This is a genomic window from Citrobacter sp. MGH105, from assembly GCF_001037485.2.
Classification (GTDB): Bacteria; Pseudomonadota; Gammaproteobacteria; order Enterobacterales; family Enterobacteriaceae; genus Citrobacter; species Citrobacter portucalensis.
Genome location: NZ_CP073048.1, coordinates 4,826,320 through 4,851,810, shown reverse-complemented (window position 1 = coordinate 4,851,810; position 25,491 = coordinate 4,826,320). Strand labels below are relative to the sequence as shown.

20 protein-coding genes and 1 riboswitch are annotated in these 25,491 nt (G+C 52.9%); of the genes, 11 read left to right on the top strand and 9 right to left on the bottom strand.

The window, feature by feature from the left end; all coding sequences use genetic code 11:
• Positions 1-29: 29 nt before the first annotated feature.
• The 3 genes from gldA to ptsP are packed head-to-tail and all read right to left on the bottom strand — an operon-like array spanning position 30 to position 4,325.
• Positions 30-1,133, bottom strand: a complete 1,104-nt coding sequence (gene gldA, locus SK35_RS23180) for a bifunctional L-1,2-propanediol dehydrogenase/glycerol dehydrogenase (RefSeq protein ID WP_048215177.1) — start codon at positions 1,131-1,133, stop codon at positions 30-32.
• 12 nt (positions 1,134-1,145) lie between these two features.
• Entirely contained in the window at positions 1,146-1,808 is a 663-nt protein-coding gene (gene fsa, locus SK35_RS23175) for a fructose-6-phosphate aldolase (RefSeq protein ID WP_048215176.1), read from the bottom strand.
• Between the two features lie 15 nt (positions 1,809-1,823).
• Positions 1,824-4,325 carry a phosphoenolpyruvate--protein phosphotransferase gene (gene ptsP, locus SK35_RS23170; protein WP_048216367.1) on the bottom strand — a complete coding sequence of 834 codons (2,502 nt, stop codon included), beginning with the start codon at positions 4,323-4,325 and terminating at the stop codon, positions 1,824-1,826.
• A 308-nt stretch (positions 4,326-4,633) separates the two neighbouring features.
• Here ptsP and SK35_RS23165 point away from each other — a divergent pair, with 308 nt between their 5' ends.
• The 5 genes from SK35_RS23165 to SK35_RS23145 all read left to right on the top strand — a co-directional run bounded on the left by SK35_RS23165 (position 4,634) and on the right by SK35_RS23145 (position 9,717).
• Positions 4,634-5,713 (top strand): PTS fructose transporter subunit EIIC, encoded by a 1,080-nt coding sequence (locus tag SK35_RS23165; protein ID WP_048215175.1) that lies wholly within the window; start codon positions 4,634-4,636, stop codon positions 5,711-5,713.
• 14 nt (positions 5,714-5,727) lie between these two features.
• Positions 5,728-6,048, top strand: a complete 321-nt coding sequence (locus tag SK35_RS23160; protein WP_048215174.1) for a PTS fructose-like transporter subunit IIB — start codon at positions 5,728-5,730, stop codon at positions 6,046-6,048.
• A gap of 169 nt (positions 6,049-6,217) precedes the next feature.
• The gene (locus tag SK35_RS23155) at positions 6,218-8,515 is read left to right on the top strand and encodes a formate C-acetyltransferase (protein WP_048215173.1); all 2,298 of its coding nucleotides are present in this window, start codon (positions 6,218-6,220) and stop codon (positions 8,513-8,515) included.
• Positions 8,481-9,359, top strand: a complete 879-nt coding sequence (locus SK35_RS23150; protein WP_048215172.1) for a [formate-C-acetyltransferase]-activating enzyme — start codon at positions 8,481-8,483, stop codon at positions 9,357-9,359. Before SK35_RS23155 ends, SK35_RS23150 begins: the two co-directional genes overlap by 35 nt.
• A gap of 1 nt (position 9,360) precedes the next feature.
• Positions 9,361-9,717, top strand: a complete 357-nt coding sequence (locus SK35_RS23145) for a PTS fructose-like transporter subunit IIB (RefSeq protein ID WP_048215171.1) — start codon at positions 9,361-9,363, stop codon at positions 9,715-9,717.
• Here SK35_RS23145 and SK35_RS23140 read toward each other — a convergent pair.
• The 4 genes from SK35_RS23140 to argE form a co-directional block, all read right to left on the bottom strand.
• Positions 9,704-10,564 (bottom strand): helix-turn-helix transcriptional regulator, encoded by an 861-nt coding sequence (locus SK35_RS23140; RefSeq protein ID WP_048215170.1) that lies wholly within the window; start codon positions 10,562-10,564, stop codon positions 9,704-9,706. The genes SK35_RS23145 and SK35_RS23140 overlap by 14 nt on opposite strands.
• A gap of 151 nt (positions 10,565-10,715) precedes the next feature.
• Complete coding sequence (locus SK35_RS23135; protein WP_048215169.1) at positions 10,716-12,449, bottom strand: phosphoethanolamine transferase CptA; 1,734 nt, start codon at positions 12,447-12,449, stop codon at positions 10,716-10,718.
• Between the two features lie 209 nt (positions 12,450-12,658).
• Positions 12,659-15,310, bottom strand: a complete 2,652-nt coding sequence (gene ppc, locus SK35_RS23130) for a phosphoenolpyruvate carboxylase (protein WP_003825139.1) — start codon at positions 15,308-15,310, stop codon at positions 12,659-12,661.
• 269 nt (positions 15,311-15,579) lie between these two features.
• A complete protein-coding gene (gene argE / locus SK35_RS23125) occupies positions 15,580-16,731 on the bottom strand; it encodes an acetylornithine deacetylase (protein ID WP_048215168.1) in 1,152 nt (383 codons plus the stop codon).
• 155 nt (positions 16,732-16,886) lie between these two features.
• Here argE and argC point away from each other — a divergent pair, with 155 nt between their 5' ends.
• From argC to oxyR, 4 genes are all read left to right on the top strand, one after another.
• Positions 16,887-17,891 (top strand): N-acetyl-gamma-glutamyl-phosphate reductase, encoded by a 1,005-nt coding sequence (gene argC, locus SK35_RS23120; RefSeq protein ID WP_032945645.1) that lies wholly within the window; start codon positions 16,887-16,889, stop codon positions 17,889-17,891.
• 10 nt (positions 17,892-17,901) lie between these two features.
• The gene (argB, locus tag SK35_RS23115; protein ID WP_003028854.1) at positions 17,902-18,675 is read left to right on the top strand and encodes an acetylglutamate kinase; all 774 of its coding nucleotides are present in this window, start codon (positions 17,902-17,904) and stop codon (positions 18,673-18,675) included.
• A gap of 108 nt (positions 18,676-18,783) precedes the next feature.
• On the top strand, positions 18,784-20,154 hold the full coding sequence (argH, locus tag SK35_RS23110) for an argininosuccinate lyase (protein ID WP_008787059.1): 1,371 nt from the start codon (positions 18,784-18,786) through the stop codon (positions 20,152-20,154).
• Between the two features lie 333 nt (positions 20,155-20,487).
• Positions 20,488-21,405 (top strand): DNA-binding transcriptional regulator OxyR, encoded by a 918-nt coding sequence (gene oxyR / locus SK35_RS23105; protein ID WP_008787060.1) that lies wholly within the window; start codon positions 20,488-20,490, stop codon positions 21,403-21,405.
• Here the strand turns inward: oxyR and sthA are convergent.
• Positions 21,388-22,788 carry a Si-specific NAD(P)(+) transhydrogenase gene (gene sthA / locus SK35_RS23100; RefSeq protein WP_003028860.1) on the bottom strand — a complete coding sequence of 467 codons (1,401 nt, stop codon included), beginning with the start codon at positions 22,786-22,788 and terminating at the stop codon, positions 21,388-21,390. The genes oxyR and sthA overlap by 18 nt on opposite strands.
• Positions 22,789-22,979: 191 nt before the next feature.
• Between sthA and fabR the strand changes: the two genes are divergently transcribed.
• Together fabR and SK35_RS23090 are read left to right on the top strand one after the other, a co-directional pair.
• The gene (gene fabR / locus SK35_RS23095) at positions 22,980-23,615 is read left to right on the top strand and encodes an HTH-type transcriptional repressor FabR (protein ID WP_003028862.1); all 636 of its coding nucleotides are present in this window, start codon (positions 22,980-22,982) and stop codon (positions 23,613-23,615) included.
• Between the two features lie 15 nt (positions 23,616-23,630).
• Complete coding sequence (locus SK35_RS23090; RefSeq protein ID WP_003825114.1) at positions 23,631-23,990, top strand: YijD family membrane protein; 360 nt, start codon at positions 23,631-23,633, stop codon at positions 23,988-23,990.
• Between the two features lie 72 nt (positions 23,991-24,062).
• Here SK35_RS23090 and trmA read toward each other — a convergent pair whose 3' ends face one another.
• Positions 24,063-25,163, bottom strand: a complete 1,101-nt coding sequence (trmA, locus tag SK35_RS23085; protein WP_048215167.1) for a tRNA (uridine(54)-C5)-methyltransferase TrmA — start codon at positions 25,161-25,163, stop codon at positions 24,063-24,065.
• 115 nt (positions 25,164-25,278) lie between these two features.
• Positions 25,279-25,465: riboswitch (cobalamin riboswitch) on the top strand.
• Positions 25,466-25,491 lie beyond the last annotated feature (26 nt).

The following is a 25,491-nucleotide window of genomic DNA, read 5'->3' as shown; positions in this document are numbered from 1 at the left end:
CGCGAGTGCGGGGATTTTCTATTTGCAGGTTATTCCCACTCTTGCAGGTAACGTTGACCGTACTGGTCAGCCACCAGCAGGGCGGCATACACCTGGTCCGGCGTTGCGCCGCCAGGCATGTTGTGGATGGTTTCGCCTTCGGCACAGGCGGCCTCAGCCACAATGCGCATTTTCGCCTGAATATCCTGTTTGATGTCCAGTTGCGCCAGGGTAATCGGCAGGCCAACGGAATGGCACAGCGCGGCAACGGTTTCAATTTCATCGACCGGTGCGTTTTCCAGCACCAGCTGCGTCAGCGTACCAAACGCCACTTTCTCGCCGTGATAGTAGTGATGCGCATCCTGGATTGCGGTCAGACCATTATGAATGGCGTGAGCCGCTGCCAGACCACCGCTTTCAAAACCGACGCCACTCAGATAGGTGTTGGCTTCAATAACACGTTCCAGTGCTGGTGTCACCACGTGCTGCTCGGCTGCCAGCATCGCTTTTTCGCCTTCTTCGATCAGCGTATTAAAGCACAGCTCTGCCAGCGCCAGCGCCGCCTGAGTACACTGACCGCCCGCCATGGTGGTTGCGCCGCTGCGTGAACAGGCACGTGCTTCGAACCAGGTTGCCAGCGCATCGCCAATACCCGCAGCTAACAGACGCGCCGGTGCGCCCGCGACAATTTTGGTATCCACAATGACCCTGTCCGGGTTGTTGGGCAGCAGCAGATAGCGATCGAATTCACCGGCATCGGTGTAAATGACGGACAGCGCGCTGCACGGCGCATCGGTAGAGGCGATGGTTGGGGCAATGGCGACAGGCACGCCCATAAAGTGCGCCAGCGCTTTGGCGGTATCCAGCGTTTTACCGCCGCCAATACCAAGTACTGCGCCACACTGCGCTTTTTCCGCTACGCCGCGCAGACGGTCGATTTCGTTTTGTGAACATTCGCCGCCAAACGGTGCAATTTCCAGCGCCAGTCCGGCATCCTGGAAGCTTTTTTCCAGTGCGCCCTGGGCAAAGCCTAAGACAAACTTGTCCCCAACGACCAGCCAGCGTTCTGCCAGTGGTTTGAGGTAGCTGCCAAGACGGGTAATAACATCGGCACCCTGGATGTACTTACCAGGTGATTGAATAATGCGATCCATACTTTATTTCCCTCACAGGTTGATGTGACCAAATGCGTTGTTCCAGTCCTGCTCAAACTTCTCTATTGCTGACTCTACCGCAGGGGTATTGAGCATTTGTTGCGCTACGTCTAATGGCAGGGTGATAGCTTCACATCCTGCCAGTAAGCAATCCAGCGCCTGACGCGGGGTTTTAAAGCTGGCTGCCAGTCCCATGCTGTTTGGCGCATGCAGCTCCAGTAACGTTTGCAGTTCCTGTACTGTGCGAATCCCGTCGCCGCCCTGTGCGTCGATACGGTTAACGTAAGGCGCGATATATTTAGCTCCTGCCAGCGCAGCCAGTAGCCCCTGAGATGCACTGTATACGGCGGTTCCCAGCGTGGTGATACCCTCTTTTTTCAGCATCTTAATCGCGGCCAGACCTTCGGATGTCACCGGGATTTTCACTACCAGACCAGGCACCGCGTTGCTCAGGCGTTTGGCTTCTTCCACCATGCCCTGTGCGTCTCGGCTCATGGTTTGGGCAAACAAAATACCCTCTTCGCCGATGGCGTTTTGCAGGCGTGGCAGTACATCCCAGATAGATTCTTTGCTTGCCGCCACAATGCTTGGGTTGGTGGTAACACCCGCGATAGGGAAGATGCGTGCCAGACGTTCAACTTCCGCGACGTTGGCGGTATCAAGGTAAAGTTCCATACAAAAACATCCTCTTTAAAGTTCAAGTTCATGTTGCAACAGGCTGGCGATAGCGTCGGCTGAGGCGGCACTAACCAGCGCGTTACGGAATTCTTCATGCATAATGCGGCGCGCCAGACGCGAGAAAATACGCATATGCTGATCGCCTGCGGCATGTTTGTTGAGCGTCAGCATAATAATGAACTGTGCATCATCATCACCCCAACGTACCGGCGCTTGCAGGCGCGCTACGCTGATGGTGGACTGCTCAATATGTTCGGATTTGCTGTGTGGAATGGCGAAGCTAAAACCTAATCCGGTAGAGAAGACGGCTTCGCGTGCCCACAGGTCTGCTTCCAGTTTACGTGGATAGCGACAACGGCCTGCCAGCAGGAGGTTGTCGGTCATCCCTTTGATGACCTCTTCTTTACTGCGCCAGTCGCTGTCCAGTGTGATGCATTCGGCGGTAACCAGAGGCGTATCCTGTTGGGTCATGCGGAACTGGGCCAGCAGATGTTCGACCTCCAGCGAGGTTCGACAAGCCATCGCTTGATTCAGCAATTGACGGCAGGCACGGCTGTCGAGTTGCGCCATCCGCGCTTTGGCGGCGGGAATGGAGGGAGCGCTCATACTGATCTCGTCCAGACCCAGTCCCACCAGCAATGGCAGCACCGAACCTTTGGCACCCAGTTCGCCGCACAGGCCAATCCATTTCCCCTGCCGATGTACTGCCTGCACGGCGTAATCCAGCGCGCGCAGGAAAGCCGGATTCAGGCTGTTGTAGTGGCGGGTAACTTTGGCGTTGTCGCGGTCGACCGCCAGCAGGTATTGCGTCAGGTCATTGCTACCAATACTAAAGAAATCAATCTCTTCACAGCATTGGTCAATGATGAACATCACAGACGGAACCTCCAGCATAATACCGAGCTGGATCTTCTCATCAAACGGAATGTGTTCACTTCGCAGTTGCTGCTTGGCTTCTGCCAGTTTCTCTTTGACCCACAGGATCTCTTCCATCGAGGAGATCATTGGGATCATGATTTTCAGGCTACCGTGCGCTGAGGCGCGCAGGATCGATCGCAGTTGCGTAGTAAACAACGTGGCATATTCTTCATAAATACGCACCGCGCGATAACCGAGAAATGGGTTGGTCTCAGCAGGAATATTCAGATAATCAACGGGTTTATCACCGCCGATATCCATGGTGCGTACAATAATGCTGCGTCCCTTTGCGGGTTCCAGCGCCTGGCAGAAAATGTTGTATAGTTCGTTCTCATCCGGGGCGCAGGTACGGTCCATATACAGCATTTCCGTACGGAACAGGCCAACCGCTTCCGCACCGTTACTAAAGGCTGCTTGTGCTTCCACGGAGTGGGCGATGTTGGCGGCGACTTCCATACGGATTCCATCAGCCGTGCGTGCCTCCTGGGTCAGCCAGATACGTTGCTGTTCCCGAATGGCATCCTGGATACGGGCTTCTTGCTGATAATAACGTACGATGGATTCATCAGGGGCAACGACGACTGCTCCTGCGTTACCATCGATATAAACCGTTTGCTGTAGCCATGGCATCAAAGATTCAATATCTACGCCAACCAGCGTAGGGATGTTGAATGACCGGGCGAGAATCACCGTGTGTGACGTAGTACCACCGCTTTTTAACAGCAAGCCTTTCAGCAATGTTTTGTCCAGTTCGAGGAACTGGCTCGGTGTTAGCTCATCCGCCATGCAAACCGTAGGCTGGGTCAGTTTTCCCGGTGCAGGGAAGCGCTGTTCCCCATAAATTTGCTGCAGAAGCTGGAAGCAAACATCGCGTACATCCAGTGCACGCTCCTGTAAATAACTGCTGCTTGAACGGGCGAATTCATCACAAAAATGTCCGGCACTTTCGACAACCGCCTGGGCGCAGCTTAACCCGCGTGATACGCCAGCGAACAGGTGCTGGCGCAGTGAGAGGTCGCTTGCCAGCGAGCGGTGTGCTTCCAGAATCGCACTGGTAGCGCCGTCGCTGTCGAGTAATCGAAACTCAATATTTTTCATCAACAGCGTTAAACCGTTATCCAGTGCCGCTTGCTCGGTTTCAATATCTTGAGCGGATGGAAGGTTACTGAGCGCGTTAAGATCCAGCGAAGAAAGCAGACTCAGAACGCCTCCTGCGCTGCCGCTGCAGACGGTGCGAGCGCGGAAAAGCTGTGGATTTAAATGGGTGAGCGATGCCGGAAGTGGCTCCAGCTCGTTGTTTTTGGCTTCCGCTAGCGGTGCATCGCAGTGCGGAAATTCATTTCGTAACCATTGGCTCAGATGCTGGTGGGCTGCCTGTTCATCTGTACCGGAAATCAGCAACTGGCAGCTATCACCTGCCAGAGTATCGGTGCCAATCAACGATAGTGCGCTCTTAGCGTTGCCCTTACGTTCGGTACGCAGGTTGTGCCACTCAATGTGTGAGGTAAAGGTGTTGCACTGCGTTTCTATGTGGCTTGCCGGGCGTGCATGTACGCCATTGGGTAGCTCACAGGTAAATTCCACAATCAGGGCCATAGCCTCATCTCCCATAACGATTTCTCGCTACAGGATAAAAGGGCAACGCCTGAGCCTGCCATGTGACAAATCTGCCAAAAACTGGATAAATGTAATGTAACTATCAAAGTGAGACATCCCTCACAAGTCAGCGTATCCACTATAAATTCCGAGAAACTGCAAGTTATGAGGCGGATCGCATTTTTGTACTGACATTACAAAAGTCCAGCAAATGGCCTTTTTATCCACTGTTTGCGTCGCGTCAGATTGCCTATTGTTTTCCGCAACAAGTTTATGGATATGGGCTTTAGGCAGCCCGGGAGCGACTTATGAAAGAGTTGGTACAAATCCTGAAAAATACTCGTCAGCACCTGATGACCGGTGTTTCGCATATGATCCCCTTCGTAGTAGCGGGCGGTATTTTGCTGGCTGTCTCCGTCATGCTGTATGGCAAAGGCGCGGTACCGGATGCTGCGACCGATCCTAATCTTAAAAAGCTGTTTGATATTGGCGTCGCCGGGTTGACTTTGATGGTGCCATTTCTTGCTGCTTATATCGGCTATTCCATCGCTGAACGTTCTGCTCTGGCCCCTTGTGCGATTGGCGCATGGGTGGGAAACAGCTTCGGTGCAGGTTTCTTTGGCGCATTAATTGCTGGGATTATTGGCGGTATCGTTGTCCATTATCTGAAGAAGATCCCCGTACATAAGGTGTTGCGTTCGGTAATGCCTATCTTCGTTATTCCCATCGTCGGCACTTTTATCACCGCAGGCATCATGATGTGGGGGCTGGGGGAGCCTGTTGGCGCGTTAACCACTAGCCTGACCGAGTGGCTGCAGGGTATGCAGCAGGGCAGCATTGTGCTGCTGGCGGTAATTATGGGACTGATGTTGGCCTTCGATATGGGAGGGCCAATTAACAAAGTTGCCTACGCCTTCATGTTGATTTGCGTGGCGCAGGGGGTTTATACCGTCGTGGCAATCGCCGCAGTAGGGATCTGCGTGCCGCCGCTGGGTTTAGGTTTAGCGACGCTGATTGGTCGTAAGAATTTCTCTTCTGAAGAACGCGAAGCCGGTAAAGCTGCGCTGGTAATGGGCTGCGTTGGCGTAACGGAAGGCGCGATTCCGTTTGCTGCAGCCGATCCGATGCGTGTCATTCCATCGATTATGGTGGGTTCCGCCTGTGGCACGGTAACCGCCGCCCTGTTTGGTGCGCAGTGTTATGCCGGCTGGGGCGGACTGATTGTTCTGCCTGTAGTGGAAGGAAAACTGGGTTATATCGCGGCGGTTGCCGTTGGTGCTGTAGTGACCGCCGTGTGCGTTAACGTACTGAAAAGTCTGGCGCGGAAAAAAGTGTCTCAGGTCGATCAGAAAGAAGATGACCTGGATTTAGATTTTGAAATGAATTAAGTGAGGAATGAGTCATGACCAAGATTATCGCAGTAACCGCATGTCCTTCTGGCGTTGCCCACACCTATATGGCAGCCGAAGCGCTGGAAAGCGCCGCTAAAGCTAAAGGTTGGCAAGTAAAGGTTGAGACTCAGGGTTCGATCGGTCTGGAAAACGAACTGACCGCGGCGGATGTGGCGGAAGCCGACATGGTCATTCTGACCAAGGACATTGGTATTAAATTTGAAGAACGTTTTACGGGCAAAACTATCGTTCGCGTCAACATCAGCGATGCAGTGAAACGTGCCGATGCCATCATGAACAAGATTGGCGCGCACCTTGCGCAAACCGCTTAACTTTTCATTTTTAGAGCCTGCTTCATCAGGCGTTATCGTTGCAGGCAGTTTGAACACGGACAGCGCGCAGGAACCCGAGCGTACACGCAGTACGTGAGGGGCGCGAGCACTGCCCTGGTTCAAAATGACAAATAAGATAGCCTGATGGACAGGTTCCAGGGAGTTCCTCATGACTAACCGTATCCAACGTTTAAAAACCGCTCTGTTTCAGAACAACCGTGAAATTTCGCTTGAACGTGCACTGTTATATACCGCCAGCCACCAGCAGACGGAGGGAGAGCCGGTTATTCTGCGTCGGGCGAAAGCCACCGCATATATTCTTGAGCACGTTGAGATTTCGATTCGTGATGAGGAACTGATTGCCGGAAACCGTACTGTTAAACCGCGTGCGGGCATTATGTCACCGGAAATGGATCCTTACTGGCTGCTTAAAGAGCTGGAGCAGTTTCCAACCCGTCCGCAGGACCGTTTTGACATCAGCGAAGAGGATAAACATCTCTATCGCGATGTGCTGTATCCGTACTGGGAAAAGCGGTCGATGAAAGATTTCATCAACGGTCAGATGACCGATGAGGTTAAAGCTGCCGTCAGTACCCAGATTTTTAGCATTAACCAGACTGACAAAGGTCAGGGACATATCATTATTGATTATCCACGCCTGTTGAATCATGGGCTTGGCGAACTGGTAGCGCAGATGCGAGCGTATTGTCTGCAGCAGCCGGAGAATCACTTTTATCAGGCTGCGCTGCTGCTGCTTGAGGCTTCGCAAAACCATATTCTGCGTTACGCTATGCTGGCAGAGAAGATGGCGGAAAGCTGCCCGGATGCGCAGCGACGCCAGGAATTACTGACGATTGCTGAAAACTCTCGGCATAACGCCCAAAGCAAGCCGCAAACCTTCTGGCAGGCATGTCAGCTGTTCTGGTACATGAACATTATTTTGCAATATGAATCCAACGCCAGTTCTCTTTCACTTGGACGCTTCGACCAGTATATGCTGCCGTTTTATCAGGCTTCGCTGACGCAGGGGGAAGACCCAGCATTCTTACAAGAGATCCTCGAATCCCTATGGGTGAAATGTAATGACATCGTACTGCTGCGATCCACCAGCAGTGCGCGCTACTTCGCTGGCTTCCCAACAGGCTACACCGCGCTACTGGGGGGATTGACGGAGAATGGTCGTAGTGCGGTAAATGTATTGTCTTTCCTCTGTCTTGATGCGTATCAGAACGTACAGCTACCACAACCAAACCTCGGTGTGCGCACGAATGCATTGATCGATACACCGTTCCTGATGAAAACAGCACAGACCATTCGCCTTGGTACCGGCATCCCGCAAATCTTTAACGATGAAGTGGTGGTGCCCGCGTTTCTGAATCGCGGTGTTTCGCTGGAAGATGCGCGGGATTACGCGGTAGTAGGCTGTGTCGAGCTGTCTATTCCAGGCAGAACATACGGTTTGCACGATATCGCTATGTTTAATCTGCTGAAAGTGATGGAAATTTGTCTGCATGAGAACGAAGGCAACCGCACTCTGACGTACGACGATCTCCTGGCGCATATTCGTGCCAAAATCAGCCACTACATCACGTTGATGGTGGAGGGCAGTAATATCTGCGATATCGGTCACCGCGACTGGGCGCCGGTGCCGCTGCTCTCCTCGTTTATTAGCGACTGTCTGGATAAAGGGTGCGATATTACCGACGGCGGTGCGCGTTATAACTTCTCCGGCGTACAGGGGATCGGTATTGCAAACCTGAGCGATTCGCTGCATGCGCTCAATGGGCTGGTATTCGAACAACAGCGCTTATCTTTTGATGAACTTTTGTCGGTGCTAAAAGATAACTTTGCTACCCCGGAAGGCGAGAAAGTTCGCGCCAGGCTGATCAATCGCTTCGAAAAATACGGCAACGATATCGATGATGTAGATAACATTAGCGCCGAACTGCTACGTCATTACTGCAAAGAGGTAGAGAAATACCAGAATCCGCGCGGCGGGCAATTTACGCCGGGTTCGTATACCGTCTCTGCACACGTGCCGCTGGGTTCGGTCGTTGGGGCAACACCGGATGGCCGCTTAGCCGGGGAGCAACTGGCAGATGGGGGGCTGTCGCCGATGCTGGGACAGGATATGCAAGGACCGACGGCGGTATTGAAGTCGGTCAGCAAGCTGGATAACACACTGCTTTCCAATGGGACGTTGCTGAACGTGAAGTTTACGCCAGCCACACTGGAAGGTGAGGCCGGTTTACGCAAGCTGGCGGATTTTCTGCGGGCATTTACCCAGCTCAAACTCCAGCATATCCAGTTTAACGTGGTGAATGCCGACACATTGCGCGAAGCGCAGCAGCGCCCGCAGGATTTCACCGGGCTGGTGGTGCGCGTGGCGGGTTACAGCGCCTTCTTTGTCGAGTTGTCGAAGGAGATCCAGGATGACATCATTCGCCGCACCGCGCATCAACTGTGAGGTAATTAACCCTCGTGGCGAGGAAGTCGCGCGTATATTCAACATTCAGCGTTACTCACTGAATGATGGGCAGGGTATTCGTACGGTCGTCTTTTTTAAAGGCTGTCCGCATACCTGCCCTTGGTGTGCTAACCCGGAATCACTCTCGCCACGTATTGAAACGGTACGGCGGGAGAGTAAATGTCTGCACTGTACACCCTGTCTGCGTGATGCCGACGAGTGTCCCTCTGGGGCATTTGAACGTATTGGTCGTGATATCACGTTGGACGATCTGGAACGTGAAGTGATGAAAGATGATATTTTCTTTCGTTCTTCTGGTGGGGGGGTAACGCTTTCCGGCGGTGAAGTGCTGATGCAAGCGCCCTTTGCCACACGGTTCCTGCAACGTCTGCGGCGCTGGGATGTGCGCTGTGCAATTGAAACGGCTGGCGATGCGCCGGCCGGTCGCTTGTTATCGCTGGCAAAAGAGTGTGATGAGGTGTTGTTCGACCTCAAAATAATGGATGGAGATCTGGCTCGTGAGGTCATCAACATGAACCTACCGCGTGTACTGGCGAATTTACGGCTATTGGTGGAGGAAGGGGTTAATGTCATACCTCGCCTGCCGCTGATTCCGGGCTTTACGATGAATTCAGATAACACGCAGCATGTGTTGACGATGTTGTCATCACTAGGCATAAAACAGGTACACCTGCTACCGTTTCATCAATATGGCGAGCCCAAATACAGCCTGCTCGGTTTGCCCTGGTTGATGAAAGAAGTGCCCGTACCGACGGCGCAAGAGGTGGATATTATACGTAAGATGGCAGAATGCGCCGGATTTCAGGTAACAGTAGGAGGATAGTATGACCATCGCACCTGTACGATATCTGGTTGCTGTCACCGCGTGCGTAAGCGGCGTGGCCCATACCTATATGGCAGCTGAGCGGCTGGAGAAACTCTGCCAGCAGGAAAAATGGAGCATCAAGATCGAAACTCAAGGGGCATTGGGAACCGAAAATCGCCTGATGGAAGAGGATATTAACCGCGCTGATGTGGTGTTGCTCATTACTGATATTGAACTGGCAGGAGCAGAGCGTTTTACGCAGAGCCGATACGTTCAGTCGGGCATTAGCGCATTTCTGCGTGAGCCGCAGCGGGTGATGAGCGCCGTACGAAAGCTGCTTTCAGCGCCACAGCACACACATCTTACTCTGGATTAGCTTCTTTCTCCGTCAATTGGCTGTGGTACTGCCGACGGTATTCTGATGGTGAACGTTCGGTATTTTTGCGAAACAGGCGGCAGAAGTAGTTGCTGTCAACAAACCCACAAATGTGCGCCACCTCTTTAATCTTCAATTCGTAACCCTTCAACAGCGTTTTTGCGTGTTCCAGTCGCGTGTGGTTCAGGTATTCGTTAAACCCGATAGCGCCCGTTTTTTGAAAAAGGTGGGAAAGATAATTGGGTGAGATGTAGAACGCCTGCGCGACGGATTCTCGGGTGAGCGGTGAAGCGTAGCGTTCGTCAATATAGTTGCGAATGGCTTCGAAAAGCGCCTGGCTGCGTGATGCGGTTTGGATCTGGCTGCCGAGCAGATCGCGGCAGTGGCTCAGTAAGCTTGCAACGATTAGCCTGGCGGTTTGCTGCTCCTGCGGCTGCATCTGCATTTCATTGAGCGTTTGCAGCAGGAATGAGCCAACACGCGGTCCACGCCGCGCAACGTGCTGGCGGGTAAGGTTTTGATATTGCTTACCGTCCCACTGAACGATGCTAAAACCCAGTTGCTGTTTGCCAAATAAGATACTGAGCGTGGTCACCGGTGTGAGCCACTGTGGAAAGTTCCAGCCACCAGCCGGAACGAACAAGGCATCGCAAGGCTGTAACGTCGCGGATGCGCCAGCAACACCGTTATCGGTGAATTCACCTTCCAGCACAATCTCCAGTCGGGGAAAATCGACCTGATACGCCAGTTCCGGCGTTGAGCTACTGGTGCTGGCAAAGTAAATCTGCCGCAGCGGTGTGGGGCCGTTAATCAGGCGAGAGAGCAGGTGGCTGATGTCGTGATACATGTTAATCCCTTGCAGGCAGCAGACAGGGAAACAGTAACGTTGAAAACAATCGCCCTCAAGTGATTATTGCCGGATGGCGGCTAATGCCTTATCCGGCCTACAAGTCTTTGCGAGCTGTAGGCCGGATAAGCGTAGCGCATCCGGCAGACTGTTACTGATTACCGATTTGATCGCCGTAAGGCAGGGTATCGTAATCAATCAGGGCATTCTTTTTGTACGGGTTGCCAATCCAGCGGGTCGTCTCTTTGAACTGCGGGCTGGTAATGGCACGAGTTGGATCGAAACCATCATAGGTGAAGCCCGCTAAATCAGACCAGGTGTGGATAAGCTCTGAGCTGCTGTATTTACGATTCACATCCTGTGAGAAGTCACGCGGGTGTGCGGCCTGCCATTTTTCCGAGGTCCACAGCAGGAACGGCACCGTATACATATGGCGCGTTGGGTTGTCTTCATTACGACCCTGCGTTTTATGCGGCGGCGTATCGTATACCTCTTCTCCATGATCGGAGAAGTACAGCAGGAAGCCGTTCGGATCGGTCGCTTTATAGTCTTTGATCAGACTGGCAATGATATGGTCATTGTAAACATTCGCGCTGTCGTAATCGTTGTAAGCTTCCAGCTCATCGTTACTCAGGCCAGCGGGCACATGGTCGATATTATTGTCGAACTTACCCTGACCATCCGGGTAACGGAATTTGTACTTAATATGCGTACCCAGCAGGTGAACGATGATGAACTTTTTCGGTGCAGGGTCAGCCAGTACTTCTTTAAATGGCGCCAGCACGTTGCTGTCATATTCGCGCGCACTTTGGGTACGCTGCTGGTTCATATAGAACTGTTTATCCGTCTGCTTAGAGAACACCGTCAGCATGGTGTTGCGGGCGGTCATCGTCTGCTGATTGGTGATCCAGAAGGTTTTATAACCTGCCTGTTTCATCATGTTCATCAGGGACGGCTGAGTCAGATACAGATCCGGGTTCTTCTCGTTGGCAAAAGTCAGCGCCTGCTGCAGGATTTCAATGGTGTACGGACGTGAGGTCACGACATTATTGAACACGGTGAAGTTAGGATCGGATTTATGCAGCGCATCCAGTTCCGGCGTTGTTTCGCGTGGGTAACCGTACAGGCTCATGCGGCCACGTTGCGTTGACTCGCCAATCACCAGTACCAGCGTACGCGGCGCATCACCGGAGTTGTCTTTAAAGTTGGCCAGCGGCGGCAGGGCATTGTTCTCATTCAGCAGGCTATTCAGCGCGGTCAACTGCTGACGATACTGATAATACCCGGAGATGAACTGCCACGGTGCGGCAGGCTCCATGCGTGAAGCGAGGCCATCCAACGTTTTTTCAAACGGCTTATGTTTGATAAATGTGTTCACTGTCATCGGGTGCAGAATCAATCCGTATAACAGTGCAAACGACACCAGATAGCGCCAGGGTGATGGAATATGCACAGGACGCAGACGTGTCCATAGCAGAATTGCCACAGCTGTATAGGCCAGCGCAATTAAGACAATCTTCAGGCTGAAATATTGGCTCAGATATTCGCTGGCTTCGTTCGCATTGGTTTCAAACATTACGTACAGAACGCTTTGCGAGAACTCTTGCCCGTAGATGACGTAATAGCTCAGAGCAGCCAGCGAGGCCGCCCATAACACCACGCCTATCACTGCAGCAATAATGCGGATACGGTTTGGAAATAAGAATACCGGAATCAACCACAGTGAACTAAACAGCAAGGAGTCGCGTAAACCGGTAGATCCGCTGTAGCCACTAAAATAGATAACGGCCTGCAGTAATGAGGAAAAAAACCAAAAATAGAGGAGCGCCCAACCCAGGGCTTTCCAGCTAAATACGGGTTTAGACTGGAGTTGTAAGGATTGCATAATGTGAGCCTGTCTTTAATCGTAGCGCCAAGAGTAGCGACTAAACATTAAGAGGAACTGAAGCATCACGATCTTAGGATCGTGTTTTGTTGTTGATATATTCATGGAGTGAATATATTCAGGCGGGAATATATTGAAAAAGAAGCGGTTAGGACAGCAGTTTTTGCCGTCGCCTTCATACAATAGCACGAAGGCGACGAGAGGGGTCGTTAGCCAGTATTACGCATACCAGCGGCGACACCAGCGATTGTGACCATCAATGCTTGTTCCACGCGTGGGTCCGGTGCATTGCCTTGCTCTTCCGCCAGGCGTGAGCGGTGTAACAGCTCTGCCTGTAATACGTTCAGCGGGTCAGTATAAATATTTCTTAACTGAATGGACTCGGCAATCCACGGCAGGTCGGCCATCAAATGTGAGTCGTTGGCAATCGCCAGTACGACATCGATATCTGCTGCCAGGCGTTGGCGTAGCTCTGCACCCAACGGCCACAGATCTTTTTTGACCAGGCGCTGATCGTAATACTCTGCCAGCCACAGGTCTGCTTTCGCGAAAACCATTTCCAGCATGCCAAGGCGTGTGGAGAAGAATGGCCAGTCGCGGCACATGGCTTCAAGTTCGCTTTGCTTGCCGTCTTCAACCACTTTTTGCAGCGCGGTACCTGCACCCAGCCAGGCCGGGAGCATCAGGCGGTTCTGCGTCCAGGCGAAGATCCACGGAATGGCGCGCAGAGACTCTACCCCGCCGGTCGGACGGCGTTTTGCCGGACGTGAACCGAGCGGGAGTTTACCCAGTTCCTGCTCAGGTGTTGCCGAGCGGAAATAAGGGACGAAGTCTTTGTTTTCACGCACATATCCACGATAGAGCTCGCAGGAAATATCGGAAAGCTCATCCATGATATGACGCCAGCTATCTTTCGGTTCTGGCGGTGGTAACAGGTTGGCCTCCAGAATTGCTCCGGTGTACAGCGACAGGCTGCTGATGGTCACTTCCGGCAGGCCGTATTTAAAGCGGATCATCTCCCCTTGTTCTGTCACGCGCAGACCGCCTTTCAGGCTGCCCGGCGGTTGAGAGAGTAGCGCCGCATGTGCAGGCGCGCCGCCGCGACCAATGGAACCACCGCGACCGTGGAAAAGCGTCAGTTCGATACCGGCTTTTTCGCAGGTTTTGATTAGCGCGTCCTGAGCCTGGTATTGCGCCCAGGAGGCCGCCATCACGCCCGCGTCTTTTGCAGAATCAGAATAGCCAATCATGACCATCTGTTTGCCCTGAATAAAGCCGCGGTACCAGTCGATATTTAAAAGTTGAGACATGACGTCATCGGCATTGTTGAGGTCGTCCAGCGTTTCAAATAGCGGAGCGACCGGCATAGCAAAACCAATTCCGGCTTCTTTCAGCAGCAGATGCACGGCCAGCACATCCGACGGAGTTTTCGCCATCGAGATAACATAGGCGGCAATGGAGCCATATGGGGCTTCGGCAATGACCCGACAGGTGTCGAGCACTTCGCGGGTGTCGTTGCTCGGTTCCCAGTTACGTGGCAGGAGCGGACGCTTGGAATTCAGTTCGCGGATCAGGAAAGCCTGTTTATCCGCTTCCGACCAGTTTTCGTAGTCGCCAATGCCCAGATAACGGGTCAGTTCGCCCAGGGCTTCAGTATGACGGGTGCTTTCCTGACGAATATCAATACGCACCAGCGGCACACCGAAACACTTCACGCGCCTAAGGGTGTCGAGCAATTCGCCATTGGCGATGATGCCCATGCCACAGGCCTGCAGAGACTGGTAGCACGCGTAAAGCGGGTCCCAGAGCTGTTCGTTTTGGGTGAGAAGTCCCGCAGGTTTCGGCAATTTCTCGCCTTTCAGACGGGCTTCAAGCCAGGCCTGGGTTGCCATCAGACGAGAACGCAGGGTTTTCATCAGATAGCGATAAGGTTCAGCTGCACCTTCTTCGCCTACCAGCGCCATCAGCTCCGGCGTGGCATCCACCATCGACAGCTCAGAAATCAGAAACTGGATGTCTTTCAGGAACAGGTCTGTCGCTTTCCAGCGGCTGAGTAATAGCACGTGACGGGTGATATCTGCCGTTACGTTCGGGTTACCATCACGGTCGCCGCCCATCCAGGAAGTAAATCGAACCGGGACAAAATCAACCGGCAGCTTATAACCCAGATGCTCTTCCAGTTGTTCATTCAGCTCACGCAGGTAGTTCGGTACACCTTCCCACAGGCTGTTTTCAACTACCGCGAAACCCCATTTAGCTTCATCAACCGGGCTTGGGCGCAGCTTGCGGATCTCATCCGTATGCCAGGACTGGGCAATGAGCTGACGCAGACGGCGCATCAGTTGGTTGCGTTCATAATCGACGAGGTCTTTGTTATCAAGCTGCTTGAGGCAGGCGTTCACTTCACCCATTTTATGGATCAGCGTACGACGAGTGATCTCGGTCGGGTGGGCGGTGAGTACCAGCTCCAGAGAGAGTGATTCTACGGCTTTCTTGATGGTGGCGTCATTGAGGTTGGGCTGCTCTTTCAGTTTACGCAGAGTGCGAGCAATCACTTCCGGGTTGCTGGCTGCTTCGCCTTTTGGCGAAATGCTGTGGTATTGCTCGGCGGTGTTGGCCAGGTTCAGGAACTGGCTAAATGCGCGGGCAACCGGCAGCAGCTCGTCGTTAGACAGATTTTGCAGTGTGGTGAGCAATTCCTGGCGATTAACTTCATTGCCAGCGCGAGATGATTTGGACAGCTTACGAATTGTTTCTACGCGGTCAAGAATGTTCTCTCCCAGCGCATCCTTGATGGTCTCTCCCAGCACTTTGCCGAGCATACTGACATTACTACGCAACGCGGAATATTGTTCGTTCATATTAACCCAGACACCCCATCTATTTTGAATATGTCCTGTATCTTTCACGCCTGACTATCACGCGAAATCTTGCGGACTTAACTTTTTAGCCGTCTTTTATAAAGCCACGTAAAACACGTGACGTCAATTGCTGCGAAATCGGTTCAGCAAACGAATAAATGCCGTGAATTTACGTTATTTAATTCACATCCAATCAAATAAGCGTTGCTTATGGAAATGTTAAAAAATCACCCCGCTTACCACTAAAGGATTAGCGGGGTGACAAGCAGTTAATGCCAGCAGAAATGATGCACAACCTGGGTGATTAATTCGCGAGTTGGCTTAATAAAGCGTGTTTCCAGATATTCATCCGGCTGATGCGCCTGATTAATAGAACCAGGACCCAATACCAGCGTCGGGCAAAGCGTCTGGATAAATGGCGCTTCGGTGCAGTAGTTCACCACTTCAGTCTGTGCGCCCAGCAGTTTCTCAACCACCTCTACCAGTTGATGGTCAGGTGGACACTCATAGCCTGGAATCGGTGGATGCAGTTCCGATATGGTCAGGCGACCCGGCCAGCGTTCGCTGACAGGGGCCAGCGCTTCGTTAAGTAACCCATTGAGATCGTTTAGCGTCATACCCGGTAGCGGGCGAATATCCATATGCAGTTCGCAGCAGGCGCAGATTCGGTTGGCGGCGTCGCCGCCGTGGATGTGGCCCAAATTTAACGTTGGATACGGAACGGTAAAGGCATCATGGTGATAGCGCGCTTTCAGGTCATCGCGCAGATGCATGATATGGCCGATGGCATCATGCATCAGTTCAATCGCATTAACGCCACGCGCCGGATCGCTTGAATGACCCGATTGTCCCAGAATGCGTATCGCATTAGAGATATGACCTTTGTGTGCGCGAACCGGTTGCAGTGAAGTGGGTTCGCCAATAATCGCGCAGTCTGGGCGCAGAGCAGTGGTTTCAGAGAAGTAGCGAGCTCCCGCCATGCTGGTCTCTTCGTCAGCAGTGGCCAGAATGTAGAGGGGCTTTTTCAGCTTCGTGACGTCGACATCACGCAACGCGTCGAGGATAAAGGCGAAGAAGCCTTTCATGTCCGCCGTACCCAAACCATAGAGCTTATTGTCATGCTCGGTCAGGGTGAACGGATCGCGCGTCCAGCGTCCGTCGTCAAAGGGTACGGTATCGGTATGGCCCGCCAACAACAGACCACCAGAGCCCTGTCCAATGCTCGCCAGCATATTGAATTTATTCCGCGTATCGGGAACCGGCTGGACCTCCACATTGAAGCCTAAATCTTTAAACCAGCCCGCCAACAGAGTGATTAAACCTGCATTGCTTTGATCGAGCGCTTCTTCGGTAGCGCTAATCGATGGCGTGGCAATCAGAGCGCGGTAAATCTCGATAAATGGCGGTAAATTGTTTTTCATTGTTGACACACCTCGGGTCATGATAGTATCAATATTCATGCAGTATTTATGAATAAAAATACATTAACGTTGAGCGTAATAAAACCCACCAAGTGTAAGGTGAGGTGATAAAGGCTTATACCTGGCAACAGAATCGAAGAAGGTGAGCAGCCCCGATGTTGAATACGCTGATTGTGGGCGCCAGTGGCTATGCCGGCGCAGAGCTTGTGACCTATGTAAATCGCCATCCTGATATGACCATAACCGCTTTGACCGTCTCAGCGCAAAGCAATGATGCAGGAAAATTAATCTCCGATTTGCATCCGCAGTTGAAAGGCATTGTCGATTTACCGTTGCAGCCAATGTCAGATATCAGCGAGTTTAGCGCAGGGGTGGATGTTGTGTTCCTCGCAACGGCTCATGAGGTAAGTCATGACCTGGCTCCGCAGTTTTTGCAGGCCGGTTGCGTGGTGTTTGACCTCTCTGGCGCGTTTCGCGTAAATGACGGCGCGTTCTATGAAAAATATTATGGTTTTACCCATCAGCATCCCGACCTGCTGGAGCAGGCAGTTTACGGGCTGGCGGAATGGAAAGAAGACCAACTGAAAGAAGCGAATCTGATTGCTGTGCCGGGTTGTTACCCGACGGCGGCGCAGCTTTCGCTGAAACCACTGATTGACGCCGGGCTGTTGGATCTCAGCCAGTGGCCGGTAATTAATGCGACCAGCGGCGTAAGCGGCGCGGGCCGTAAAGCGGCTATCTCTAATAGTTTTTGCGAAGTAAGCCTGCAACCGTATGGCGTGTTTACCCATCGTCATCAGCCGGAAATCGCTACTCATCTGGGGGCTGAAGTGATTTTCACCCCGCATCTGGGCAACTTCCCGCGCGGAATTCTGGAAACTATCACTTGCCGCCTTAAAGCGGGTGTAACTCATGCTCAGGTAGCGCAGACGCTGCAACAGGCGTATGGCGATAAACCGCTGGTGCGTCTGTATGACAAAGGGGTTCCAGCGTTGAAGAATGTGGTTGGATTACCATTCTGCGATATCGGGTTTGCTGTGCAGGGTGAGCATCTGATCGTTGTGGCGACGGAAGACAACTTATTGAAAGGCGCGGCGGCACAGGCGATGCAGTGCGCAAATATTCGTTTTGGCTTTGCCCAAACGCAGTCTCTTATTTAAGGGTGCAACAATGAATCCATTAATTATCAAGCTGGGCGGCGTTTTACTGGATAGTGAAGAGGCGCTGGAGCGCTTGTTTACCGCACTGGTGAATTATCGTGAGTCGCACCAGCGTCCGCTGGTCATTGTGCACGGTGGCGGCTGCGTGGTCGACGAGCTGATGAAGCAGCTGAATCTGCCGGTGAAAAAGAAAAATGGTCTGCGCGTCACGCCTGCCGATCAAATTGACATTATTACCGGTGCCCTGGCGGGAACGGCGAATAAAACCTTGCTGGCCTGGGCGAAAAAGCATCACATCGCGTCTGTGGGTCTGTATCTTGGCGATGGCGACAGCGTAAAAGTGACGCCGCTCGATAAAGAACTGGGTCATGTTGGACTGGCGCAGCCGGGTTCGCCTAAGCTGATTAACACGCTGCTGGAAAGCGGTTTTCTGCCGGTAGTGAGCTCTATTGGTGTCACTGATGATGGTCTGCTGATGAACGTGAATGCCGATCAGGCTGCAACGGCGCTGGCGGCAACGCTGGGTGCGGATCTGATCCTGCTCTCTGATGTGAGCGGTATTCTGGATGGCAAAGGCCAGCGCATTGCCGAAATGACCGCAGCGAAAGCGGAACAGCTGATTGAACAGGGCATTATTACCGATGGCATGATCGTGAAGGTGAATGCGGCGCTGGATGCCGCGCGTACGCTGGGCCGTCCGGTGGATATCGCCTCCTGGCGTCATGCAGAGCAGCTTCCGGCGCTGTTTAACGGCACGCCAATTGGTACGCGTATTCTGGCTTAACTATTAATGTGCCGGATGGTGGCTTCGCCTTATCCGGCCTACGTGGGTTTTGTAGGCCCGGTAAGCGCAGCGCCACCGGGCAAAAATATCATATTAAGGAAATTCGTTATGGCACTTTGGGGTGGGCGTTTTACACAGGCAGCAGATCAGCGGTTCAAACAGTTCAACGACTCGTTGCGTTTTGACTACCGCCTGGCAGAACAGGATATTGTTGGCTCTGTGGCCTGGTCCAAAGCGTTGGTAACGGTCGGTGTACTGACTGCCGATGAACAGCTGCAGTTGGAAGAGGCGCTGAATAACCTGCTGGAAGAGGTTCGCGCGAATCCTCAGCAGATTTTGCAAAGCGATGCCGAAGATATTCACAGTTGGGTGGAAGGTAAGCTGATTGATAAAGTCGGCCAGCTTGGTAAAAAACTGCATACCGGGCGTAGCCGTAATGACCAGGTCGCGACCGATCTCAAGCTGTGGTGCAAAGACACGGTTATCGAATTACTGTCGGCCAATCGTCAGTTGCAAACTGCGCTGGTGGTGACGGCGGAGAATAACCAGGACGCCGTCATGCCGGGTTACACCCACCTGCAACGTGCGCAGCCGGTGACGTTTGCTCACTGGTGTCTGGCCTATGTTGAAATGTTGGCGCGTGACGAGAGCCGTTTGCAGGATGCGCTCAAACGCCTGGACGTCAGTCCGTTAGGCTGCGGCGCGCTGGCGGGTACGGCGTATGAAATCGATCGAGAGCAGTTGGCGGGTTGGTTGGGCTTTGCCTCGGCAACGCGCAACAGCCTGGACAGCGTTTCTGACCGTGACCACGTGCTGGAGTTACTCTCCGATGCCTCTATCGGCATGGTACACCTGTCGCGTTTTGCTGAAGATCTGATTTTCTTTAACACCGGCGAAGCGGGCTTTGTTGAACTCTCCGACCGTGTGACTTCCGGTTCATCTCTGATGCCGCAGAAGAAAAACCCGGATGCGCTGGAGCTGATCCGTGGCAAATGCGGTCGCGTGCAGGGTGCGCTGACCGGCATGATGATGACGTTAAAAGGCCTTCCACTGGCATACAACAAAGATATGCAGGAAGACAAAGAAGGGCTGTTCGACGCGCTCGACACCTGGCTGGACTGCCTGCATATGGCCGCGCTGGTGCTGGATGGCATTCAGGTGAAACGTCCGCGTTGTCAGGAAGCGGCGCAGCAGGGTTATGCTAACGCCACTGAGCTGGCGGATTATCTGGTGGCGAAGGGCGTCCCGTTCCGCGAAGCGCACCATATTGTGGGGGAAACGGTAGTCGAGGCGATTCGTCAGGGCAAACCGCTGGAAGCGCTGTCGCTTGTCGACTTACAAAAGTTTAGCCAGGTGATTGGTGATGACGTTTACCCGATCCTCTCGTTGCAATCGTGTCTGGATAAACGTGCAGCGAAAGGTGGCGTGTCGCCGCAGCAGGTTGCGCAGGCGATCGACTACGCGAAGGCACGTCTGTAGGTCCGATAAGGCAAAGCCGCCATCCGGCACTGTGCGCCGTTCTGCCTGATGGCGCTACGCTTATCAGGCCTACCAAACCATAACCCGGCCGAGCTTTGCGACGCCGGGCTTTTTTATGCAAAAAAAATGCGGACGCAAGGTCCGCAAAAGTTCACGTTGGCTTTAGTTATTTCGAGTATGAGAGAAACTCTCAAAACGGACAGTAGCTTCAAGGGTTAAAGGGGTACCGTTCCGTTTCTGTGGTGCATTATTAAACAGAAAGCTTGATAGGGATAATCGTTCGTTGCTATGCTACCTATCGCTACGAACTATCGTGGCGATGGAGGATGAATAATGAATATTCGTGATCTTGAATACCTGGTGGCGCTAGCCGAACATCGTCACTTCCGACGAGCGGCAGACTCCTGTCACGTTAGCCAACCCACGCTGAGCGGGCAGATCCGCAAGCTGGAAGATGAGCTTGGCGTCATGTTGCTGGAGCGTACGAGTCGCAAGGTGCTGTTCACCCAGGCCGGTTTGCTGCTGGTGGATCAGGCGCGCACCGTGCTGCGCGAGGTCAAAGTGCTCAAGGAGATGGCAAGCCAACAAGGCGAGACAATGTCTGGCCCGCTGCATATTGGTTTGATCCCAACGGTGGGGCCATACCTGCTGCCGCATATTATTCCGATGTTGCACCAGACCTTCCCAAAACTGGAGATGTATCTCCATGAAGCGCAGACACATCAGCTGTTGGCGCAACTGGATAGCGGCAAGCTCGACTGCGTCATTCTGGCGCTGGTCAAAGAGAGTGAGGCGTTCATCGAAGTACCGTTATTTGATGAGCCTATGATGCTGGCGATCTATGAAGATCACCCATGGGCAAACCGTGACTGTGTACCGATGTCCGATCTGGCGGGTGAAAAACTGCTGATGCTGGAAGATGGCCACTGTCTGCGCGATCAGGCGATGGGCTTCTGCTTTGAAGCGGGTGCTGATGAAGATACCCATTTCCGGGCAACCAGTCTGGAAACGCTGCGCAATATGGTGGCGGCAGGTAGCGGTATTACGTTACTGCCTGCGCTGGCCGTTCCGCCGGAGCGTAAGCGTGATGGTGTCGTTTATCTGCCATGCATTAAACCCGAACCGCGTCGTACGATTGGTCTGGTGTACCGTCCTGGTTCGCCGCTGCGCAGCCGTTATGAACAGCTGGCAGAGGCCATCCGTGGATCAATGGATGGCCATTTCGACAGTGCGTTAAAACAGGCGGTTTAAGCCATTTAGCGCCGCTACCCGATAGGCTTCTGCCATGGTTGGGTAGTTAAAGGTGGTGTTAACGAAGTACTCGATAGTGTTACCACCACCTTTTTGCTCCATTATCGCTTGCCCGATGTGAATAATTTCGGCCGCGCGCTCCCCAAAGCAGTGGATCCCCAAAATCTCCTTGGTTTCGCGATGGAACAGGATCTTCAGCGTTCCGACACTCATACCCACGATTTGTGCACGTGCCAGATGCTTAAACTGGGCGCGGCCAACCTCGTATGGAACTTTCATTGCTGTGAGCTGCTGTTCTGTTTTACCAACGGAGCTGATTTCCGGAATGGTGTAAATCCCGGTTGGGATATCTTCGATCAGATGCGCGGTGGCCTCGCCTTTTACCAGTGCCTGGGCGGCAATGCGTCCCTGGTCGTAGGCCGCCGATGCCAGGCTCGGATAACCAATCACATCCCCTACGGCGTACACATGCGGCAGCGCCGTCTGGTACATGCTATTCACTTTGAGCTGCCCGCGGCTGTCGGTTTTCAGACCAATGTTTTCCAGCGCCAGCGAATCGGTATTACCGGTACGGCCATTGGCGTACAGCAGGCAGTCGGCCTTCAGTTTCTTACCGGACTTCAGGTGCATGATGACGCCGTCATCGCAACCTTCAATCTTCTCATACTCTTCGTTGTGGCGAATGACCACACCGCTGTTCCAGAAGTGGTAAGAGAGCGAGTCGGACATCTCCTGATCGAGGAATGCCAGCAGACGATCGCGTGTGTTGATTAAATCAACTTTGACGTCCATTCCACGGAAGATCGACGCATATTCACAGCCAATGACCCCTGCGCCATAAATCAGCACATGACGGGGTTCGTGGTGCAGGCTCAGGATAGAGTCACTGTCGTAAACCCGGGGATGCGAAAAGTCGACATCAACAGGGCGATAAGGACGCGAACCGCAGGCAATAACAAACTTATCCGCAGTCAGCGTTTCCACCGTACCGTCGTGACATTCCAGGGCGATCGTGTGTTCATCAACAAAACGGGCATTTCCCTGCAAAATTTCACAGTGGTTGCGCTCGTAAAATCCTTGCCGCATACGCGTTTGCTGATTAATAACGTTATCAGCGTGGTTGAGAATATCAGCGAAAGAAGAACGAAGGAGTCGGGAGTGGTCGCTGTACAGTGGGTTCTGATTGAATTCAATAATGCGGCTGACGGCGTGGCGGAGAGCTTTCGACGGGATGGTGCCCCAGTGGGTACAACCTCCGCCGACATTATGATAGCGCTCAATCACCGCGACGCGCGCTCCTTGCTTAACCAGACCCATTGCCGCGCCTTCGCCGCCGGGACCGGAACCTATTACTATTGCATCGTAATCGTAAGAATGTGACATGGTCAGGCTTACCTGTTCTTATACATAAAAGCAACAGAATAGTAACATCGTTGTTGAGATAACCCAATTATCGTTGTGCTTTTTTGCGAAGTCGAAGCACAAACTGCGCGTAAACAATCATTCACAAAGCCATGCCAACCGCCTAATCTCTGGTATAGTGCCAGCAAGGTATGTGGAAGGATTCAGACATCGTGATGGGCGTTAGAGCGCAACAAAAAGAGAAAACCCGGCGTTCGCTGGTAGAAGCCGCATTTAGTCAACTCAGCGCTGAGCGTAGTTTTGCCAGCCTCAGTTTACGCGAAGTCGCTCGTGAAGCGGGCATTGCGCCAACCTCGTTTTATCGCCATTTCCGCGATGTGGATGAACTCGGCCTGACGATGGTGGACGAGAGCGGTCTGATGCTGCGTCAGTTGATGCGCCAGGCGCGCCAGCGTATCGCGAAGGGCGGGAGTGTGATCCGCACCTCGGTCTCAACATTTATGGAGTTCATCGGCAACAATCCCAACGCCTTCCGTTTATTATTGCGCGAGCGTTCGGGGACATCCGCAGCGTTTCGTGCAGCGGTCGCTCGTGAAATTCAGCACTTCATTGCGGAACTTGCGGACTATCTGGAACTCGAAAACCATATGCCTCGTGCGTTTACTGAAGCGCAAGCCGAAGCCATGGTAACCATTGTGTTCAGCGCCGGGGCAGAAGCACTGGATGTTGGCGCTGAGCAGCGCCGACAGCTGGAAGAGCGGCTGGTATTGCAACTACGCATGATCGCGAAAGGCGCATTTTATTGGTACCGCCGTGAACAAGAGAAGATGACGCACCACTCCGAGTAACGAGAAGGACAAGCAATGAAACAGTCAGGTCAAGATAAAGGTACGCTGCTGCTGGCGCTGGTTGCTGGCTTATCGATCAATGGTACATTTGCGGCGCTGTTTAGCTCCATTGTGCCATTCTCAGTATTCCCGATCATTTCGCTGGTGCTGACGGTTTATTGTCTGCATCAACGCTATCAGAACCGCACCATGCCTGTGGGATTGCCGGGCCTGGCTGCCGCCTGCTTTATCCTCGGCGTTCTGTTGTACAGCACCGTAGTACGCGCTGAATATCCGGATATCGGCTCTAACTTCTTCCCGGCGGTACTGTCGGTGATTCTGGTGTTCTGGATCGGCTTTAAAGTGCGTAACCGTAAGCAGGAAATAGCAGAGTAACAGTTGTAACTGTAGGCCGGATAAGGCAAAGCCGCCATCCGGCAATCTGAAGCGGCCGGCCTACGTTCAGTTTTACTTCTTGGTTAACAGTACGCCGCACTCCATATGGTGCGTATACGGGAACTGATCGAATAGCGCCAGACGTGAAACATTGTGCGTCTGGCTTAACGTTTCCAGGTTTTTACACAGCGTCTCCGGATTGCAGGAGATGTACAGAATGCGCGGATACGCCTGCACCATTTTCTCCGTTTCGCTGTCCAGACCGCTGCGCGGTGGGTCAACGAAGATAGTTTCACACTGGTAACTCTTCAGATCGATTCCCTGCAAACGGTTGAACTCGCGAACGCCGTTCATCGCCTGAGTAAACTCTTCGGCCGCCATGCGGATTATTTGTACGTTTTCAATCTGGTTAGCCGCAATGTTGTACTGTGCAGCAGCAACGGACGGCTTGGCGATTTCCGTTGCCAGTACGCGGTTGAAGTTTTGTGCCAGGGCTAACGAGAAATTGCCATTGCCGCAATACAGCTCCAGCAGATCGCCTTTTGAGCCCCTGGTGACATCAATCGCCCACTCCAACATCTGAATATTCATGGCGGCGTTCGGCTGGGTGAAGCTGTTCTCAACCTGGCGATAGATAATCTCTTTACCCGCAACCGGCAAGCGTTCGTCAATGTAGTCCTGATCCAGCTCGATTTTGGTTTTGGTTGCCCGGCCAATCAGATGCACATTCAGGTTTTTCGCTCGCAGCGCATCCCGCAGCGCTTCAGCTTCCTGACGCCATTCGTCATCCAGCTTTTTATGGTACAGCATCGAGACCACCGCTTGATCGCTCAGGGTAGTTAGGTAATCAATCTGAAACAGTTTGTGACGCAGGACGTGGTTGTTGCGAACGCCTTCGATCATTGCCGTCATCAGCGTGTTGATAAGCTCACTGGCTGCCGGGAAGCTGTCGACACGGATACGGTTTTTAGTCTGACTGTCGAACATGATGTGGTACAGATCATCACCGTCATGCCACAAACGGAATTCCGCGCGCATACGGTAGTGGCTGACCGGTGAGCGAAACACTTCCGGAGCCTGTGCATAAAATGGCGTCATTAAGCTCTGCAGACGCACCACTTTTTCAGCTAACTGTGCGTCGTACTGTTCTGTCGGAAGGTGTTCGGGGGTCATGATGCGTCCTGAAAAATAAAAGTACGCGGGGATTGTAGGGATTGCTCATCAGATGTCCAGTCATTGATGATTTCCGATATTGTGATACGCAGTCTGGACAGTGGGTTGTAACAAACTGTAGCATCCGTTTTCCGGTCCTGTGAGTTAAAAGGGAATCCAGTGTGAATCTGGAGCTGACGCGCAGCGGTAAGGAAGGTAGGGGATGAGCGCACCTGGTGCAGACACTGCGGCATGCCGTGGGAAGTCATCGTCTCTTTAAGTTGCCTCCAAGCCCGAAGACCTGCCGGCTAACGTCGCATCTGGCTTTCATCATCGCGTACTATCGGTG

Bases quoted from the DNA above. Each gene is read 5' to 3' on its own strand.
- ptsP (WP_048216367.1), bottom strand. From the start codon at position 4,325: ATGGCCCTGATTGTGGAATTTACCTGTGAGCTACCCAATGGCGTACAT.
- ppc (WP_003825139.1), bottom strand. From the start codon at position 15,310: ATGAACGAACAATATTCCGCGTTGCGTAGTAATGTCAGTATGCTCGGC.
- sthA (WP_003028860.1), bottom strand. From the start codon at position 22,788: ATGTCACATTCTTACGATTACGATGCAATAGTAATAGGTTCCGGTCCC.
- SK35_RS23165 (WP_048215175.1), top strand. From the start codon at position 4,634: ATGAAAGAGTTGGTACAAATCCTGAAAAATACTCGTCAGCACCTGATG.
- gldA (WP_048215177.1), bottom strand. From the start codon at position 1,133: ATGGATCGCATTATTCAATCACCTGGTAAGTACATCCAGGGTGCCGAT.
- SK35_RS23135 (WP_048215169.1), bottom strand. From the start codon at position 12,449: ATGCAATCCTTACAACTCCAGTCTAAACCCGTATTTAGCTGGAAAGCC.
- fsa (WP_048215176.1), bottom strand. From the start codon at position 1,808: ATGGAACTTTACCTTGATACCGCCAACGTCGCGGAAGTTGAACGTCTG.
- SK35_RS23140 (WP_048215170.1), bottom strand. From the start codon at position 10,564: ATGTATCACGACATCAGCCACCTGCTCTCTCGCCTGATTAACGGCCCC.
- SK35_RS23160 (WP_048215174.1), top strand. From the start codon at position 5,728: ATGACCAAGATTATCGCAGTAACCGCATGTCCTTCTGGCGTTGCCCAC.
- argE (WP_048215168.1), bottom strand. From the start codon at position 16,731: ATGAAAAACAATTTACCGCCATTTATCGAGATTTACCGCGCTCTGATT.
- SK35_RS23090 (WP_003825114.1), top strand. From the start codon at position 23,631: ATGAAACAGTCAGGTCAAGATAAAGGTACGCTGCTGCTGGCGCTGGTT.
- oxyR (WP_008787060.1), top strand. From the start codon at position 20,488: ATGAATATTCGTGATCTTGAATACCTGGTGGCGCTAGCCGAACATCGT.
- argH (WP_008787059.1), top strand. From the start codon at position 18,784: ATGGCACTTTGGGGTGGGCGTTTTACACAGGCAGCAGATCAGCGGTTC.
- trmA (WP_048215167.1), bottom strand. From the start codon at position 25,163: ATGACCCCCGAACACCTTCCGACAGAACAGTACGACGCACAGTTAGCT.
- argB (WP_003028854.1), top strand. From the start codon at position 17,902: ATGAATCCATTAATTATCAAGCTGGGCGGCGTTTTACTGGATAGTGAA.
- SK35_RS23150 (WP_048215172.1), top strand. From the start codon at position 8,481: ATGACATCATTCGCCGCACCGCGCATCAACTGTGAGGTAATTAACCCT.
- argC (WP_032945645.1), top strand. From the start codon at position 16,887: ATGTTGAATACGCTGATTGTGGGCGCCAGTGGCTATGCCGGCGCAGAG.
- SK35_RS23145 (WP_048215171.1), top strand. From the start codon at position 9,361: ATGACCATCGCACCTGTACGATATCTGGTTGCTGTCACCGCGTGCGTA.
- SK35_RS23155 (WP_048215173.1), top strand. From the start codon at position 6,218: ATGACTAACCGTATCCAACGTTTAAAAACCGCTCTGTTTCAGAACAAC.